The organism is Bacillus sp. MYb56 (genome assembly GCF_002976445.1).
In the GTDB taxonomy this organism is placed as follows: Bacteria; Bacillota; Bacilli; order Bacillales; family Bacillaceae_G; genus Bacillus_A; species Bacillus_A mycoides.
Genome location: NZ_PCOH01000007.1, coordinates 118798 through 137140, shown reverse-complemented (window position 1 = coordinate 137140; position 18343 = coordinate 118798). Strand labels below are relative to the sequence as shown.

At 36.8% G+C, this 18343-nt stretch carries 20 protein-coding genes and 2 other annotated features; of the genes, 14 read left to right on the top strand and 6 right to left on the bottom strand.

From position 1 onward, the window contains the following. A complete protein-coding gene (locus tag CQ058_RS11545; protein WP_002188778.1) occupies positions 1-519 on the bottom strand; it encodes a YjcG family protein in 519 nt (172 codons plus the stop codon). 90 nt (positions 520-609) lie between these two features. Then, positions 610-1341, bottom strand: coding sequence for an alpha/beta hydrolase (locus tag CQ058_RS11540; protein ID WP_002030493.1), 732 nt, complete (start codon positions 1339-1341; stop codon positions 610-612). A gap of 203 nt (positions 1342-1544) precedes the next feature. Here CQ058_RS11540 and CQ058_RS11535 point away from each other — a divergent pair, with 203 nt between their 5' ends. Next, positions 1545-2456: a DMT family transporter gene (locus tag CQ058_RS11535; RefSeq protein WP_002030492.1), complete on the top strand. Its 912-nt coding sequence runs from the start codon at positions 1545-1547 to the stop codon at positions 2454-2456. A 180-nt stretch (positions 2457-2636) separates the two neighbouring features. Further along, the gene (locus CQ058_RS11530) at positions 2637-3212 is read left to right on the top strand and encodes a Crp/Fnr family transcriptional regulator (RefSeq protein WP_002011403.1); all 576 of its coding nucleotides are present in this window, start codon (positions 2637-2639) and stop codon (positions 3210-3212) included. Here CQ058_RS11530 and CQ058_RS11525 read toward each other — a convergent pair. Further along, positions 3202-3873, bottom strand: coding sequence for a DUF4386 domain-containing protein (locus tag CQ058_RS11525; protein WP_002186409.1), 672 nt, complete (start codon positions 3871-3873; stop codon positions 3202-3204). The genes CQ058_RS11530 and CQ058_RS11525 overlap by 11 nt on opposite strands. An 87-nt stretch (positions 3874-3960) precedes the next feature. Between CQ058_RS11525 and CQ058_RS11520 the strand changes: the two genes are divergently transcribed. After that, a complete protein-coding gene (locus CQ058_RS11520; protein WP_002188782.1) occupies positions 3961-4356 on the top strand; it encodes a PH domain-containing protein in 396 nt (131 codons plus the stop codon). Positions 4357-4380: 24 nt separating this feature from the next. Here CQ058_RS11520 and CQ058_RS11515 read toward each other — a convergent pair whose 3' ends face one another. Further along, positions 4381-4779: an Ig-like domain-containing protein gene (locus CQ058_RS11515; RefSeq protein ID WP_002188785.1), complete on the bottom strand. Its 399-nt coding sequence runs from the start codon at positions 4777-4779 to the stop codon at positions 4381-4383. A 158-nt stretch (positions 4780-4937) separates the two neighbouring features. Further along, positions 4938-6416: a sodium/proline symporter PutP gene (gene putP, locus CQ058_RS11510; protein WP_002188786.1), complete on the bottom strand. Its 1479-nt coding sequence runs from the start codon at positions 6414-6416 to the stop codon at positions 4938-4940. Between the two features lie 307 nt (positions 6417-6723). After that, positions 6724-6962 (top strand) — a binding site (T-box leader). A 42-nt stretch (positions 6963-7004) separates the two neighbouring features. Next, positions 7005-7249 (top strand) — a binding site (T-box leader). A gap of 51 nt (positions 7250-7300) precedes the next feature. On the opposite strand from putP, the gene trpE reads away from it, so the two are divergent. From trpE to CQ058_RS11455, 10 genes are all read left to right on the top strand, one after another. Beyond that, a complete protein-coding gene (gene trpE, locus CQ058_RS11500; RefSeq protein WP_002188788.1) occupies positions 7301-8719 on the top strand; it encodes an anthranilate synthase component I in 1419 nt (472 codons plus the stop codon). Continuing rightward, positions 8716-9303 (top strand): anthranilate synthase component II, encoded by a 588-nt coding sequence (locus CQ058_RS11495; RefSeq protein WP_002086924.1) that lies wholly within the window; start codon positions 8716-8718, stop codon positions 9301-9303. The genes trpE and CQ058_RS11495 overlap by 4 nt, the downstream gene beginning before the upstream one ends. After that, the gene (gene trpD / locus CQ058_RS11490; protein ID WP_002125997.1) at positions 9300-10325 is read left to right on the top strand and encodes an anthranilate phosphoribosyltransferase; all 1026 of its coding nucleotides are present in this window, start codon (positions 9300-9302) and stop codon (positions 10323-10325) included. The genes CQ058_RS11495 and trpD overlap by 4 nt, the downstream gene beginning before the upstream one ends. 1 nt (position 10326) lies before the next feature. After that, a complete protein-coding gene (gene trpC / locus CQ058_RS11485) occupies positions 10327-11088 on the top strand; it encodes an indole-3-glycerol phosphate synthase TrpC (RefSeq protein ID WP_002125998.1) in 762 nt (253 codons plus the stop codon). After that, positions 11085-11699 carry a phosphoribosylanthranilate isomerase gene (locus CQ058_RS11480; protein WP_002186404.1) on the top strand — a complete coding sequence of 205 codons (615 nt, stop codon included), beginning with the start codon at positions 11085-11087 and terminating at the stop codon, positions 11697-11699. Before trpC ends, CQ058_RS11480 begins: the two co-directional genes overlap by 4 nt. Beyond that, on the top strand, positions 11696-12889 hold the full coding sequence (gene trpB, locus CQ058_RS11475) for a tryptophan synthase subunit beta (RefSeq protein ID WP_002086917.1): 1194 nt from the start codon (positions 11696-11698) through the stop codon (positions 12887-12889). The genes CQ058_RS11480 and trpB overlap by 4 nt, the downstream gene beginning before the upstream one ends. Before the next feature lie 3 nt (positions 12890-12892). Then, entirely contained in the window at positions 12893-13669 is a 777-nt protein-coding gene (trpA, locus tag CQ058_RS11470; protein ID WP_002011422.1) for a tryptophan synthase subunit alpha, read from the top strand. Between the two features lie 74 nt (positions 13670-13743). Then, on the top strand, positions 13744-14094 hold the full coding sequence (locus CQ058_RS11465) for a DUF4029 domain-containing protein (RefSeq protein WP_002086916.1): 351 nt from the start codon (positions 13744-13746) through the stop codon (positions 14092-14094). 127 nt (positions 14095-14221) lie between these two features. Continuing rightward, on the top strand, positions 14222-15721 hold the full coding sequence (locus CQ058_RS11460; RefSeq protein WP_002188796.1) for an L-lactate permease: 1500 nt from the start codon (positions 14222-14224) through the stop codon (positions 15719-15721). Positions 15722-15803: 82 nt separating this feature from the next. After that, positions 15804-16496, top strand: a complete 693-nt coding sequence (locus CQ058_RS11455) for a DUF2278 family protein (protein WP_181150762.1) — start codon at positions 15804-15806, stop codon at positions 16494-16496. A 14-nt stretch (positions 16497-16510) separates the two neighbouring features. Here CQ058_RS11455 and CQ058_RS11450 read toward each other — a convergent pair whose 3' ends face one another. After that, on the bottom strand, positions 16511-17344 hold the full coding sequence (locus CQ058_RS11450) for a hypothetical protein (RefSeq protein WP_002193270.1): 834 nt from the start codon (positions 17342-17344) through the stop codon (positions 16511-16513). Positions 17345-17544: 200 nt separating this feature from the next. Between CQ058_RS11450 and CQ058_RS11445 the strand changes: the two genes are divergently transcribed. Further along, positions 17545-18327 carry a zinc ribbon domain-containing protein gene (locus CQ058_RS11445; RefSeq protein ID WP_002126012.1) on the top strand — a complete coding sequence of 261 codons (783 nt, stop codon included), beginning with the start codon at positions 17545-17547 and terminating at the stop codon, positions 18325-18327. Positions 18328-18343 lie beyond the last annotated feature (16 nt).

Genomic DNA, 18343 nt, shown 5'->3' with positions numbered 1-18343 from the left:
TTAGTTGTTCTCCTTTCCAAGGTGGAATGTTTCATGTACAGTCCACGTTCCATTTTCTAATTGGTATAGAAGGTGGAAACGATCGATTGGTTGCTCATAATAGAAATCTTTCATACGTAATCGACCTAATACATCAGCGTGCTCTGCGTCTGATAAGTCTTGACCGATTGTTAAATGAGGTACGAAAGAGTACTCGCGCTCTTGTGTAAAGAAACCATTATGCATTTCTTCATTTAAGAAAGTAAGTTCAGGTGTTTTTTCTACTTTAAAATAAAGAACATTATTAACAGGTGCGAATGAACCGACTTTCCCAACATGAAGGGTGAAAGGGTTCGTTTTATTTGCGATTGTATGTAACTCATTCACAATCGATTCTAATTGTTCATCTTGCGCCTCAAAGGGTGTTTTCAATGTAATATGTGGCGGAACTAATGCGTAATGCGGATCATAACGTTTACGTAATCCGTTCGCTTTATCTTGAATCATTTTTGATGGGAAAATTACAATTCCTAATTTCATGTTCCAATTCCTCCCTTTGCAAGTCTAGTTAGATTTTGAGAATAAATCTCTTTATCTATTATATCAAATTATTCTGAATACCGCTCTCTATTATTTCATTGATAGGATATGAGAAAATGCTTTTGGTAAATCTGCTTGCCAATATTTCCATGTGTGATTCCCTTCAAACTCTTCATAATGCGTGATGAAATTTCTATCTGTAAGTAGTTTATTTAACTCGCGATTCGGTTCTACGAAATCAGATACTTGTCCGTCTGTACGCTTGACAGCTGTTTCTTCGGTCCCAATTACGTGATAAAGATCTAGCGCCCCCGGATTTTTGAAATCTTTTGCTAAGTTCATGACTGTTTCATCAACAAATGGTGATTGCATAACGACCTTACCAAATGTATGCGGATACATAAGTGCGGTCATGAAGGAAACTGTACCGCCGAGAGAATCTCCAATTAAAACGCGTCCTTTACCCATTTGATATGTTGGATAATTTGCATCAATATATGGAGCAAGCTCATGAGCAAGGAAACGAATGTAAGCAGCATTCTTTACATCATTTGGGAAATATTTTTCCTTACGATCGTGTACATTTTTATATGGAATACCGACAATAATTGTGCGGTCGATTTCTTCAGTTTCACGAAGACGCTCAATTACACGGTGCGCTTTACCAAGCTGAAAATAATCTCTACCATCTTGTGCAATAACAACCGTATGCTTATGGAGAGGTGTGTAATTTACTGGTAAATAAACAAGAAGTGTAAGCTCCTCTTGAAGTGATGTACTAAAAAATGAAATTTCTTCAATTCTCCCTATTGTTTGATTCATGTATATCCCCCTAAATAAAAATTTACTGTAATGATTGTAAGAGCAACGCTTGTAGTGAAAAGGAAAGACATAATCACTAATAGGTGCCTTAATTTCTATTTTACCATAATGGTACGAAGAATCTAAAAAATTAGTATTTAAGTTGTGAAAGAAAACGGATATAATGAAGTGGGATTTTTTACAGGTGAGAGGGGAGACAGGATTTGAAACAAGAAAGATCAATCGCACTACCACTAGCAATTTCCATTATAGCAATTTCATTCGCAGCTGTTTTTGCAAAGATGTCCTCAGCACCATCTTCCGTTTTAAGTATGTATCGATTATGGATTATCGTACTTATTATGCTGCCGATCGTTTGGAAAAAACGGGAAGAGTTTAGTAGGATTCAAATAAAAGATTGGGGATTTTTAATTGGATCTGGTTTCTTTTTAGCTCTTCATTTTCTTCTATGGTTTGAATCCTTAAAGCATACGACAGTTGCTAGTTCGACGATTATTTTAGCACTTCAACCGATCGTATCTTTAGTGGGAGGTTTTTTCTTATTTAAAGAAAGAACAACCTATTCAGCAATTGCGACGATGGGAATTGCGATACTAGGCGTAATGTGTATTGGCTGGGGAGATTTAGGGCTAAGTGAGCAAGCAATTTATGGGGATATATTATCCTTTTTAAGTGTAATTGCAGTTGTCGGTTATTTATTTATCGGACAAACGACAGTAAAGAAAGTATCTCATTGGATTTATAGTTTCACTGTATTTGCCTTCGCTGGTATATTTATAGCGATTTATAACGTTATACTTCAAGTGCCATTTACAGGCTATACGAAGTGGGATTGGAGTATTTTTCTTTTACTTGCGATTGTACCGACAGTGTCACACGTCATTAATAATTGGTTATTAAATTACGTAAATGCAACAACGATTTCAATGAGTATTTTAGGAGAACCAGTTGGGGCATCTATACTAGCGTTCTTCTTACTTGGAGAAAAATTAAACGCAATGCAAATTATCGGTAGCATGCTCGTATTGTTTGGTGTATCTGTTTTCTTACTACAGCAACAAAAGCGAACAGCAAAAAATGTGGTGAACGAACCGGCTTATACACAGGAATTATAACGTGCCTATTCTAATATACGAAAAGAGAAGTTATTGGTAACTTCTCTTTTTTTGTTCTATGCAGAAAATAAAACAAATCAATAGGAGGAATCCCCTCCATATAGCATGAAAAAAGATAATATATAGTGGAGTTACATCATACGTTTCTCATACAAATATAGAAGGGGAAGGAGAGACCAAATGAAAGAGATTTTAATGAAATACATGACAAATCTTACAACATTAAGTGAAGAACAGCAGCGCATGATCGTAGAAGAATTACAAATTGAAGAGTATAAAAAAGGAACAGTGCTCTTAAGACAAGGAGATGTTCCGTCTAAATGTTATTTTGTATTAAAAGGATGCGTGAGGCAACATTGTATAGATGAATCTGGAAAAGAAGTTACATCAAATTTTTATACAGAAGAACAAGCAATCGCAAATTTCAATCATCATAAACAAGATAAATTATCCCCACATACGTTAACGTGCCTAGAAGATTGTCTAGTTGTAGTTGGCGATCTGTATAGTGAAAAGGACATGTATAAGAAATATTCACAGTTAGAAGAAATGACGCGCCAAATGATTGAATACAATTTTGGTGAAGTACAAGAAGAACTTACATTATTTATTGCATCGACACCAGAAGAGCGCTACAAATCATTATTACAAAAACGACCTCATTTAATCGATCGTGTTCCTCAATATCAATTGGCAAGTTATCTAGGTATTACGCCAGAATCATTAAGCAGAATTAAGAAACGACTCAAACAGTAGAGTTTTTTCCACCTCTAAGCAATAGCCATATACTAAATCCTAGTTCACCTGCGATCATCGGTAGTTGAAAGACAACGTTAAGAATGGAAATAATCGCATCATATTGTGAAAACATCGTATTCATTACGTTAATGATGATATAGCCGATTGCAGCAATGAGCAGTAATATACTAATAGTTTTCGGTATGTTTTTAGATTGAAAGGTTACGTATCCTAAGGTGAGAAGATGTAAGCCGAAAATGATTAATCCTACAGACCAAATGTATTCAAAAGCTTCTAGAAATAACATTGTATATGCTTCTGAATTAGCAACTGTGCTTTTGGAAAGAAGTAATACAAATATTAAATTGAATATAGCAATCCCAAGTATAGCTGTATACATAAGACGAAGACAGGCAGCTAGTAATGAGAGGCTAGTATGGATAGGTTTTAGAAAGAAATAAAGAGCCCACGAGGCGATAATATCCGTAATAAAAATGATAATCCATCCGAAAATTTCTGCTTTGAAAAGTGAACTTGAAGTTTGAATATTATGGAGTGTCGTGCTCGCATTACTTGGTACAACGAGATTTCCGTGAACAAAACCGTAAGAAAAAAATGCAGTGAATGCCATGATAAGAAGAGAAGTGCCTGCAAATAAGGCGAAATTTCGCTCAGTCATAATACGTCCTCCTATTCTAATGTTGTTTTCATTGTAATAGGGAAGAGGAGGAGATTCATTGACTTAAATCAAGGGAGAGGAAGTTTAGTGGAATTTCCATCAAAAAAAGATGTATGGTTATATCCAATTCTTTGTATTGTTGTAGGTGTCTGTTTTGCTCCGATATTTGCAGGGAGCGAATATTTTCTTTTATTTTTTACAATTCCTTTAGCCATACTATTTATTTGGAGTTGGTTTTCAACAAAATATATTGTTGGGGAAGAAACAATTACAATTAGATCAGGTTTCGTTAAAAAACGCATATTTATACGAGATATAAAACAAATTTCAAATACGAAAAATCCAATAGCTGCTCATGCATTATCATTTGATCGACTTGAAATTATTTATGGATCACATCAAACAGAAATTATTTCTCCTAAAGATAAAGAACAATTCATCAGTCTCGTTACAAGTAAAAATTCACACATTGAAACAAAGTAAAAGAGTGGCTACGAAGCCACTCTTTTACTTTGGATTTGTCATATAAGGTTGTACATGAATAATGCATAGGTCACGGAACTTTCCTTCAGCAGTTGTGACAATTACGACTGCTCTTCCGGCACTTTTTCCAGTAATCGTTACCGTATCACCTTTTGGATACATTGTGATAACATCAGCATTCATATTTGTCCAAATAAGTTCTGTATTCGTTGCTTGCACTGGCAAAACGGAAGCTGATAACTCAGTGCTTTGTCCAGTTCTTACTTTCAGCTTATTTTTTTTCATATGAACACCAATGACTGAAATAACAGAAGGAGCGATTGAAATTTTAGGTGGATTAGGTTGTATGTTCAAACAAGACGTAGAAGTATTTGTGATGGGTGAAAATTTTCGTGTTTGTTGTTGCTGGAAAGCTGCTAACATGTTGGAGTCCCCTTTCTGTATAAGTGCTGATACTCATACTATAAAGGAGTAGTGTTATGTTAAATTTAACGAAACATAAAGAATTTGTTAAATTTGAGAAGAAGATTGTCGAACTGTAAAAAAAGCTCTGCTGTTATCATAACAGCAGAGCTTTCTTTTTATAGATTATGACTATGTTGTTTTTCGAAATCCTCAAATTGCTCTTCAACTTCTTTTGAAGGTTGTGTTAGTAAACTAACAATTACGATTACTAGTAAACTAATAGTGAAACCAGGAATCATTTCATATAAGAATTCTTTTAAGAATTTGAACTGAGTCCAAATAATTACTGTAGCGGCACCAGAGATCATACCAGCAAGTGCGCCCCACTTCGTCATACGTTTCCAATATAAGCTTAATAAAATAGCAGGTCCGAATGAAGAACCAAATCCAGCCCAAGCGTATCCAACAAGAGCTAAAATTGTATCATTTTGTTTAAGTGCTAATGCACATCCAATTAAAGCGATAACAAGAACAGCCATACGACCGACAAATACAAGTTCTTTATCAGAAGCAGAACGTTTAAAGAATGTACGATATAAATCTTCTGTTATAGCACTCGAAGTAACGAGTAACTGAGATGAAATTGTACTCATAACCGCTGCTAAAATAGCTGCTAATAAAAATCCAGTAATAAGTGGATGGAATAAAATAGTGCCAAGTTCAACGAAAATCGTTTCTGGATCAGAAAGTTTTAAACCTGCTTTTGAATAGTAAGCAATACCGATAAGGCCAGTAAACATAGCTCCGACAACAGAAAAAATCATCCAGCTCATACCAATACGTCGTGCGCTTTTAATTTCTTTTACAGAAGAAATTGCCATAAAGCGTACGATAATATGTGGTTGTCCAACATAACCAAGGCCCCATGCGAATAATGAAATAATTCCTAATACAGAAGTACCTTTAAAAATATCTAATAATGCCGGATCGATAGATTTAATTGTTTCAAATGCTGGACCAAGTCCATTTACGTGCATAATTGTTACGACTGGAACAAGAATAAGAGCGACTACCATAATGATTCCTTGCACGAAGTCTGTCCAACTTACAGCTAAAAACCCACCAAATAATGTGTAAGCTACGACAACTCCACCAACGATAAGAAGACCAACATGGTAATTGAGTCCAAATGAATTTTCGAATAATACAGCGCCAGAGACAAATCCTGAAGCTACATAAAACGTGAAAAATATCATAATAACAAGTCCAGATACTAGGCGTAGCATATGGGATTTGTCGTGGAAACGGTGCTCCAAAAATTCTGGGATAGTAATAGAGTTGTTTGCAATTTCAGAGTAGGTACGTAAGCGAGGAGCGACATAGATCCAGTTTGCGTATGCGCCTAATGTTAGGCCGATCGCAATCCAACTACTACTTAATCCAACGCTAAACATTGCACCGGGTAAGCCCATTAAAAGCCAACCACTCATATCAGCTGCTCCAGCACTTAATGCTGTTACTGCGGGGCCTAGTGTACGCCCGCCAAGCATATAATCTGTTAAGTTGGATGTTCGTTTGTAGGCGAAATAGCCAATTACTAACATCCCGAGCATGTAAATAGAGATAGAAGTTAAAGTTAACATCTGCGTACTCATGTAGTTCCCCTTCCTTTTGTCATGTCTTTTGATGCGTTATGCATATTTATAATCTATCATGATTATTCTGAAAAATCCATGCAGAAATACGAATTTTCAGAAATGTAAGCGTTTTTTGACATCGTTTTACTTTTTAAATATATAAATTTCAGACGAAAAAACCTTAATTTTAATAGAGTATTTATTATATTTACATAAAAACACGTTGTTTTGTCAATATAATATTGAAAGAAGGGAGAAATATTTTTTTAAAAAAAGTATTGACTTGTGAAAAAAGTTAGGTCTATAATGAGTGCAACTTAAAAAAATGCAAGCGTTGATGAAGAAGAGTACACATGATGAACATGTCAGAGAGCTGATGGTTGGTGCGAATCAGTATGGGATTGATGTGGAATGGGCTTCGGAGCTTCCAAACCGAAACGAAAGAAGTAGGCTTTGGCGACATGATCTCATCGATACAAGAGACACGTATTATTTTTTGATACGGCAAAGTGCGTTACATTCGTAACGAATTAAGGTGGCACCACGGGAGTACCCGTCCTTTCTATAGGATGAGTACTCCCTTTTTGTGTACAAAAAATTAAATATGTTAAATCGTTTAAGTAAGAAGAGTACGTATATTGGAGACGTTTCAGAGAGTCGGGGACAGGTGGGAGCCCGGTGCGGTGCCATATACGGAATGGGCTTACGAGAGGTATGCTGAACAATTATTTTCAGTAGGCAACCCGGGTTCCGCCGTTACAAGGATAAGGTATATATTTTGTACCTGAATAAAGCGGGATGCTTTTGCGTCCAACCTGAGGTGGTACCACGGTAAATTTATCGTCCTCTACATATTTCGATATGTAGGGGACTTTTTTATTTTTCAGAATGAGGTGAAAGGCATGATGACAAAAGAGGAATTTATGAAGCAAAAAGAACAAAGAAACACATTTTTAGTAATTGCTGAAGAAGAAGGAGATAGCATTACGCCAATTTCTTTATATAGACGTATGAAGGGAAAGAAAAAGTTTTTATTAGAAAGCTCACAGCTTCATCCAGATAAAGGGCGCTATTCTTACTTAGGGTGTAATCCATATGGAGAAGTGAAAAGCGTCGGTATAGAAGTAGAACGAACGATGTATGGGCAAACAGAAAAGTTGCAAGGTAACGTATTGCAAGTGTTAGAAGAGGTAATCGCACCATCGCTAGTAGAGAGTCCATTCCCATTTTGCGGAGGAGCAGTTGGTTATATTGGTTATGACGTCATTCGGCAGTATGAAAACATTGGAGCAGATTTACACGATCCATTAAATATTCCAGAAGTACACCTTTTACTATATCGTGAGTTTACCGTTTACGATCATTTACGCCAAAAGTTTTCATTTGTATATGTATGCAGGGAAGACGATTCAGCTTCTTATGAAGAAGTATACGAAAGATTGCAAGTATACAAAGAGGAAGTGCTAAAGGGAGAAGAAGCGGAAGTAAATGAAATACAATCAACATTATCATTCACTTCTTCCATAACGGAAAAAGAGTTTTGCGAAATGGTAGAAACGGCGAAAGAACATATACGAGCCGGGGACATATTCCAAGTCGTATTATCTCAGCGTTTGAAAAGTGAGTGTAAAGGCGATCCATTTGCACTATACCGAAAACTTCGCATTGCAAACCCGTCGCCATATATGTTTTATATCGACTTTCAAGATTACGTTGTACTCGGTTCTTCGCCGGAAAGTTTGTTATCAGTTAGAGAGGATAAAGTGATGACGAACCCAATTGCGGGTACGAGGCCGAGAGGGAAAACGGAGCAGGAAGATGAGGAAATCGAAAAAGAACTGTTAGGAAATGAGAAAGAGCGGGCGGAGCATATGATGCTTGTGGACCTAGGGCGAAATGATATTGGCAGAGTAAGTGAAATTGGATCTGTGATGATAGATAAATATATGAAAGTAGAAAAATACTCTCACGTTATGCACATTGTATCTGAAGTTTACGGAACATTGCGAAAACGAATAAGTGGATTTGATGCATTAGCGTATTGTTTACCAGCGGGTACAGTATCAGGTGCTCCGAAAATTAGAGCGATGGAAATTATTAATACGTTAGAGCATGAAAAAAGAAATGTATACGCCGGAGCAGTTGGATATATTTCATTCTCAGGAAATCTTGATATGGCGCTAGCAATTCGAACGATGGTTGTAAAAGACGAGAAAGCGTACGTTCAGGCAGGAGCGGGTATCGTCTACGATTCAGACCCGGTTGCTGAATATGAAGAAACATTAAATAAAGCGAGAGCGCTTTTGGAGGTTATGAAATGATTGTACTTATCGATAATTATGATTCGTTCACATATAACTTGTATCAACTATTAGGCGAGTACGAGAAAGAAATTGTTGTCGTAAGAAATGATCAAATAACAATTGAACAATTAGAGGAGATGAAGCCGAAAGGAATTGTGCTCTCACCAGGACCTGGGAAACCAGAAGATGCTGGAATTTGTATCGATGTTATTCGTCATTTTTATAAGAACGTTCCCATCTTAGGAATTTGCCTTGGCCATCAAGCAATCATATCCGCATTTGGAGGAGAAATTGTTAGAGCAGAGCGCATTAAACACGGAAAAACATCGCGTGTGAAACATAACGGAACGTCAATCTTTTCGTACGTAACGCAGCCGTTAACAGCAATGCGTTACCATTCACTCGTCGCAGTGCAAAATAGTTTGCCGCAGTGTTTTGACATACTTGCGACAGCGATGGATGACGGAGAAATCATGGCAGTTCGTCACAACTATTATCCGCTCTTCGGATTACAGTTTCACCCAGAATCAATTGCAACAGAAGAAGGCGGAAAGTTAATACGTGCCTTTTTAGCAGAAGTGAAAGAGGAGGAGAGAGTATGAACAGTTATCTTCGAAAATTAGTAGAGGGACAACATTTAACAGAAGAAGAAATGTATGAAGCGGGACTTCTTTTATTAAGTGACAACATATTGGAAAGTGAAGTTGCAGCTTTCTTAGTATTGCTGAAAGCGAAAGGCGAAACAGCAGAAGAAATATACGGTCTCGTTCGTGCTCTTCGCGAAAAGGCATTACCGTTTTCAAATCATATAAAAGGCGCGATGGACAATTGTGGAACGGGTGGTGACGGTGCGCAAACATTCAATATTAGTACAACATCGGCATTTGTACTTGCCGGAGCTGGTGTAAAGGTTGCGAAACATGGAAACCGCGCTGTTTCTAGTAAAACAGGAAGTGCTGATTTATTAGAAGAACTCGGTGTAAACATTAGTTGTACGCCAGGTGAAATTGACTACTTATTAGAAATTGTAGGGATTGCCTTCTTATTCGCACCAGCGATGCATCCAGCATTAAGACGCATTATGAAAATAAGAAAAGAATTAAACGTTCCGACGATCTTTAACTTAATTGGACCGTTGACGAATCCGGTTAATTTAGAAACACAATTTGTCGGTATTTATAAGCGAGATATGTTATTGCCGGTAGCGGAAGTATTGCAGAAACTTGGCAGAAAACAAGCGCTCGTCGTAAACGGAAGTGGCTTTTTAGATGAAGCATCATTACAGGGAGAAAATCATGTCGTCGTTTTAAAAGATAATGAAATAGTAGAAATGAGTATTGATCCAGAAAAGTATGGTTTTTCAAGAGTGAAAAATGAAGAAATTAGAGGTGGGAATTCAAAAGAAAATGCAAAGATTACACTCGGAGTATTAAGCGGAGAAAAGAGTGTCTATCGCGATACTGTTTTATTAAATGCAGGTCTAGCCCTTTTCGCAAATGGAAGAGCAGAAACGATTGAAGAAGGAATTACACTAGCGGCACATAGCATTGACTCTGGAAAAGCATTAGCCAAACTAAACTTATTAATTGCAGCAAGCCATGAAAAATTAGAAAGGGTGAATTAAAATGGGGACGATTTTAGACAAAATTGTAGAGCAAAAGAAAGTAGAAGTTGCGGAGTTATATGAAACATATTCACCAGTGAAAGAAAAAAGGAAAACACACTCACTTGTAAAAGCTTTAGAGCAGTTTACTGTAATAGCAGAGGTAAAGCGAGCGTCTCCATCAAAAGGTGATATTAATTTACACGTTGATGTGCCAAAACAAGTGAAAACATATGAAGAATGCGGTGCTGGAGCAGTTTCGGTTTTAACAGACGGTCAATTTTTTAAAGGGTCGTTTCACGACTTAGAAACGGCAAGAGCAGAAAGTAACATTCCGCTTTTATGTAAAGATTTTATAATCGATAAAATCCAAATTGATAGAGCGTATGAAGCAGGAGCAGATCTTATTTTATTAATTGTTGCAGCATTGTCAAAAGAGAAATTAAACGAGCTTTATAACTACGTGCTAGAAAAAGGATTAGAAGCGATTGTTGAAGTTCATGATGAACAGGAATTAGAAATTGCAATCCGATTAAATCCGCACGTTATCGGTATTAACAACCGTAATTTAAAAACATTTGAAGTAGATTTAAGCCAAACTGAAAAGCTCGGAAAACGACTGAATGAGGAAAACCTACTTTGGATTAGTGAAAGCGGCATTCATTCAAAAGAAGATATTATTCGCGTCAAACGAGCTGGTGCAAAAGGTGTATTAGTTGGAGAAGCACTTATGACATCATCTTCTATAAGTAACTTTTTCGAAGACTGTAAGGTGAACATATGAAAGTGAAAATTTGCGGCATCACTGATGTTGAAACAGCAAAACATGCTTGCGAATACGGAGCAGATGCAATTGGATTTGTTTTTGCAGAAAGTAAGCGGAAAATCACCCCAGGGCTAGCGAAAGAAATTATTGGGGAAATTCCAGTCCACGTTTTCAAGGTAGGTGTTTTCGTAAATGAATCAGTAGAAGTGATCCAGAAAATTGCAGAGGAGTGCGGGTTAACGCATGTGCAACTACATGGGGATGAAGACAATCATCAAATTAGGAGATTGAATATTCCGTCTATAAAAGCAGTAGGAGTAGCTTTAGAGAAAGATATTGAATGTGCGAAAAAATACGATACAGATTATCTGTTATTTGATAGCCCGAAAGAAAAGTTCCACGGAGGAAACGGAAAGACATTCTCATGGGAGTTACTCGCACATATGCCAAACGAGTTGCGAGAGAAAACGATATTAGCTGGCGGATTAAACATCCTTAATATAGAAGAAGCAATTCGAACCGTTCAGCCATATATGATCGATGTGAGCAGCGGAGTAGAGACAGAAGGAAAGAAAGATCTAAAGAAAATAAAACAATTTATTAAAAAAGCGAAGGAGTGTTCAAAATGAACTACGCATATCCAGATGAAAAAGGTCATTACGGTATATACGGAGGACGATACGTTCCAGAAACGTTAATGCAATCTGTATTAGAACTAGAAGAAGCATATAAAGAAGCGATGCAAGATGAAGCGTTTCAAAAGGAATTAGATCATTATTTACAAACGTATGTTGGAAGAGAAACACCGCTTTATTTCGCTGAAAATATGACGAAGTATTGCGGCGGAGCAAAAATCTATTTGAAACGTGAAGATTTGAACCATACGGGAGCTCATAAAATTAACAATACAATCGGTCAGGCACTTCTTGCGGTAAGAATGGGTAAGAAGAAAGTTGTCGCTGAAACAGGAGCAGGACAACACGGAGTTGCAACAGCTACTGTATGTGCACTTTTCGGTTTAGAATGCGTCATCTTCATGGGAGAAGAAGATGTGAGACGACAAAAATTAAACGTGTTTCGAATGGAATTACTCGGAGCGAAAGTAGAAAGCGTTGCGGCAGGTAGCGGCACGTTGAAAGATGCGGTAAACGAGGCGCTTCGTTACTGGGTTTCACATGTACACGATACGCACTACATTATGGGATCAGTTCTCGGGCCACATCCATTCCCGCAAATTGTTCGTGATTTCCAAAGTGTAATTGGGAAAGAAACGAAAAAGCAATACGAAGCGTTAGAAGGAAAATTACCAGAAGCAGTCGTTGCTTGTATTGGCGGTGGTAGTAATGCAATGGGAATGTTTTATCCGTTCGTACACGATGAAGAAGTTGCTCTTTACGGTGTTGAAGCAGCTGGAAAAGGTGTTCACACAGAAAAGCACGCAGCCACTTTAACGAAAGGAAGTGTCGGTGTTTTACACGGATCGATGATGTACCTTCTGCAAAATGAAGAAGGGCAAATTCAAGAAGCGCACTCTATTTCGGCAGGGCTGGATTACCCGGGTGTTGGGCCAGAACATAGCTTGCTAAAAGATATTGGCCGCGTTTCTTATCATTCCATTACAGATGAAGAAGCGTTAGAAGCATTTCAATTATTAACGAAAAAAGAAGGGATTATCCCGGCATTAGAAAGTTCACATGCTGTTGCATACGCTTTAAAACTAGCGCCGCAAATGAAGAAAGACGAAGGACTTGTCATTTGTTTATCCGGCCGCGGTGATAAAGATGTAGAGAGTATAAAACGTTATATGGAAGAGGTGTAAAAAATGGGAGTAGAAAAAATTATAGCAGCGTTTGAAAATGGCAAGAAAGCATTTATTCCGTATGTAATGGGCGGAGATGGTGGACTTGAAAAGTTAAAAGAAAGAATTCGTTTTCTTGATGAAGCAGGAGCAAGCATCGTTGAAATCGGTATTCCGTTCTCAGATCCAGTCGCAGACGGTCCAACTATTCAAAGGGCAGGAAAAAGAGCATTAGATAGCGGTGTAACATTGAAGGGTATTTTTCAAGCATTAATAGAGGTGAGGCAAGAAGTTCAAATTCCATTTGTACTTATGACATATTTAAATCCAGTACTCGCATTCGGAAAGGAACGTTTCATTGAGAGCTGTCTTGAAGCAGGGGTGGACGGTATTATCGTTCCAGACTTACCGTATGAAGAACAAGACATTATTGCACCGCTCCTTCGCGTGGCGAATATCGCTTTAATTCCACTCGTTACCGTAACGAGCCCTATTGAACGAATCGAAAAAATTACGAGTGAATCACAAGGATTCGTCTACGCCGTTACAGTAGCGGGCGTAACGGGAGTACGTCAAAACTTTAAAGATGAGATTCGTAGTTACTTAGAAAAAGTAAAAGCACACGTCCACTTACCAGTAGTCGCAGGATTCGGTATTTCAACACGAGAACAAATTGAAGAAATGATTACAATATGTGACGGCGTTGTCGTTGGAAGTAAAGTCATTGAGCTGTTAGAAAATGAAAAGCGAGAAGAAATTTGTGAGTTAATACATGCAGTAAAAGAAACAGAAGAGGCTTAAGTCTCTTCTGTTTCTTTTGTGTAATAAATGTTAAAATATACAGAAAATACTTATAACTTAGAGGGTGAGAAGGCATGCTAAGACGTAAACTATTATATCTTCTTTTAACTGTACCATTATACGCTTGGCTCATTAGCATGACGAAAATAGAGTTGATGGCTCTGTTTTTAGGATATGTATTCATCTTTTCTCAATTAAATCGAATACAAGAGCAATCTATTTTAGAAGTATGTATATTTTCGGTTAGTATAGAACTATTTAGTATCGTTTCGATTGTATTATTAAGTGAATTATTCCAATGGATCCATTCATTTGAATTAATAAAACTTGGGAATATTGTATTGCAAGTAATATGTGCTTATATTGTGTTTGTTGTACTAGAAAAAATGATTGGACAGCAGACGGTTTTTCAGGATAAAAGATAAAATATTAGTTATTCAAAAAAGGAGCCAAGCAGCTCCTTTTTTAAATCTGTTATAAAAATAATTGAAAATCATAACATCTGTTATATAATAGTTAAAAATTGCAATTTTTACGAAAAGAGATGATAGCATGGCCATATTGTTGGCACTTATCCCGATTATGATGATTTTTATTTGTTTGTTTTTGTTTAAACAAACGTCATTAAGGGCTTCATTAATTTCTTATGCCGTTTCTGTCGGAATCGTTTTACTCTCGCCAACATTTCAATTAGGGGTAAGTGAAACTGTACACGCAACAATTAAAGGGTGGTTAATTTGTTTTATTGTCGGATACGTGTTGTTTTTTGGTATTTTTTTATTTCACCTCATGAACAAAATGGGATACATCGATCAAGTAGCACGATTTCTAGAACAAGTCACGCGCGATCGATTATTGCAAATGCTTCTTATGTGTTTTGGTATTTGTCCACTTATTGAATCAGTGAGTGGATTCGGAATTGGTTTTATGGTCGCAGCACCTATTTTTCTTTCGCTCGGTTATAAACCGTTTCAAGCTGTGCTACTATCGTTTATCGGTTTACTTGCAAGTTCATGGGGCGCGATGGCAACGGGTACGATTATCGGTTCTCAGCTTATTAACATGTCGCTCACAATTCTTGGTACAAATACAGCATTATTAAGCATCCCGATTTTCGCATATTTTATCTTCCTTTCTTTATACGTTGTCGGTGGCTGGCAGGCAGTTATAGAAAAGTGTAAGGAAGGAGTAGGATTCTTTCTATTATTTTCTCTCGGAATCTATCTTTCTAACGCATACGTAAGTGTTGAACTTGCAGGGATATTAAGTTCTATCGTTACCATTACATTTGGCTTTCTAATCATTAAATTAAAAGGCAAAAGTGAGCAAAACTTTATAACAGAACATGCGGCGACTGCAGAGAGAGAAGTATCTATTATAAAAATTATTAGCCCTTATATCTTTTTAACAGTTTGTATTTTACTTTCCCGCCTCGTTCCAGTATTACATGATTTTCTTAGGTCATATGCAGTTCTCGATTTAAAATCATATTCTTACAAACTAGAGCTACTATATTCACCAGGATTTTGGCTCGCTATGACTTGTTTATTTACAATTATTTTCTTCCGCATTCCATCTAATATTATGAAACAATCACTCTCGCAAACGATAAGACAATGGATTCCATTCGCAATTACAACGACGATGTTCATCGCCATTTCAGAACTAATGGGCGCATCTGGTATGCATTCATTACTCGCAAAAACAGCTGGTGAAACATTTGGGACATTTTTCGTTTTCGTTGCACCATTCATCGGCGGTATCGGCGGTTTTTTAACAGGTAGTAACGCAGGATCAAATGCGATGTTTATTAAACTCCAAATGCAAACAGCGCAAAACGTAGCGCTCCCGTGGCAATATGTCACAACACTCCAAAACACCGCATCATCAGTAGCGACAATCGCTTGTCCATCACGAATTACACTAGGCGCGTATTTATGTAATATCCCTTATCGTGAAAATGAACTATTAAAGAAGACGACGTTAATGATTTTTGGTGCGGTGTTGCTTGTAGTGGTGGAGGTTATTGTTTGGTATATGTTGAGAAAATAAGAAATCCTCCTGGGAAAGGAGGATTTTCTTTTTATATGGATAATGCCTAAAGTATGAACAGCTTCTACTAAATGAATAGGAGATGAAAGAGATGCCCTTAAAAAACTACGGTGTATTAAAAGGTACAGTTGTACAATCTAAGATTGGAAAAGGGAAAACACCTCATTATCAAGTTCATTTACAAGGCGAAGCAGAAGTAGATTATCGTATTGCAATTAACGTAAAGTCGCAAAGTTATCCGTCAGAAGTTTTATATTTTGCAAGCGAACATATTGATTCAGAAGCTATTCACATTTTACCAACATTACCGTTTGGGTTTACAGAAGTGAAAAACAATGAGCCGAAAGTAGCTTTAGATTATGTAAGAGGTAATTTATTTGATTCAAAGCAAATGATTCCTTTACCTGCTGAAAAATCGGGATCTGATAATGATTTAAATGAGAAAATAGAACGTTATATAAAACGAGCAATAGATGAGAAAGCAATTATTTATGCGTTTGGTGAAAGGTGGGGACCAGAAGAAAAGGTTCCGGATTCGTATTTTCATTTTACACCTGGAAACGGTATACACGATATTCATATGAATCAAGGGAATGTAGAGAAATGGCAAGGTGATGATGGCAAATGGCAAGACGGTGGGATATTGATTCACTTTGAGAAGAAGGAAGAGTGGATTGGTATTTTTCTTGCCTTTCAGTCACAGTCATGGTGTACCGATGAAGAAGGGCACGCTCGTGTTCCGGTTGAGCATTGTGATTATAAGAGAAATAATTGATGAGAAGAGGGCGTTCACAATGAACGCCCTCTTCTTATTTTATAAAACACAAAACTCACAAGTGTAGAAATACAAGAGAAAAGAAGCGCCACACTAGAAAATGCGATGAAATACATATTATACTTCATCATTTTACCGATTAGTTGGTTACTATCGTACTGAAACAGTCCCGCTATTATATTGAATAAAAATAATACGATAAACATGACGATAACACCGTCTATTGATCCTTTAATGTCTGGTTTACTTAAAGCGATATGTGCGGAAATGCAAATAGCGATAAATAAAAATAACCAAAATGAAGGATTCAATAAATTGCTAAATGTAAATAAGCTTTTCAATAATACAAACGTCGATATTAGCATGTTTTGGATCATGTCTAAGTTAATAGAAGTCGATGTAACAGTTTTTTCCAGATTCGTATTAAATAAAGAATATGACTCTGGTACGAAATAGCGCATTAAAAGTATTAAGGCAGTAATACCAGAAATAATAGGACCGATGCCGATAAAGAAATTACCGATTCGTTGGTATATACTTTTTTGATTGTATTGATGTTGTACGTAACCTAAAGCTCCCTGACTTGTATCTGTTGGGAAAAACTGCGTTGCTACAATTTTATGACGAAATAATAGACACATAATTGCATGCCCAAGCTCATGAACGGGAACACCAATCCACGCGGTTAAAAGAAAACCTTTCCTACCAAAAGCTCTCGACCAATACGTTCGTGTGAGAGATTCTAAATAACCTAATATAAATCCAATTACAATGATGACACCAATTAAAGAAAATAATTGGATCACACTTGTAAGGAGTGTTTGAAAAATCGAGTTTACAAATTCCACTGTCTTCATCCAATCTGTTTAAAGTTTCACTTTATTTGCTCTGTTTCATAATAACATTATTTTTCTATATTACTAGCACACATAGTTTCGTTTAAAAGAAGGATTTCATATTCTTTTTCTTGTAGTCATGTTTTATGTACAAAGTCATATATTGAATTTGTAACACCCTATAAGGTATATGCTTAAGGAGGGATGAGAGAATGAAATGTCCGGCATGTAATACTGAAAATGCAGCGGAAGCAAGGTTTTGCGGAAATTGTGGACATTCGTTAACGGAAGAAGTGGTAGCGAGTGGTGGGCAGGAAGAAGGGCAGCTATCGCGCCCGGCACGAGTAAAGGAAACTCGTCCGAATGAAACGGTAGAGCAAGTGAAACAATTTGCAAGTGGCTATTTTCAGTTCTTTAAAAATGCTTTTAAATCACCATCGGCCATTATGGAAAGTGGAAATATTGAAGTGCGAAATGGAATTGTAAGTCTTGTGCTTATTTGCTTTTTAGGAGCATGTATTTTTTATAGAATGATGAGCGCAGCGGCGACTGTTACGAGGACATTAGTGCCAGATATAGCTACTCCTACTTTCTTTGGAGAATCTGTAATGGTCTTTTTCTTTTTATTAATTTTAACTTTATTTGTCGGATTTATTATTTTTGTAAGTGGTAAGATGATGAAATCATCTTTTTCTTTTCTTGAATCATTCGGTATATGGGGGACGATAGCGACGCCAGCTATTGCTATACTAGTTCTTTCTTTTCTATTTAGTTTCCTATTGATCTTTTTTTTACCAATCTTATTAGGGCTGGCTACAACGTATATGGGAATTAGTATAATTGTAGCTATATTAAAACTAGACAACGGCGGAGTAGATCCTGTTTACACACTTATTATCGCAAATGTTTTAATCGGAATTGCAACGTTTATCGTGTTTTGGTCTTACATTAAAACGATAATCCAAACCTTTATCGGGGGATTAACAGGCTTCTAACGAAAAGGTGGTTGAA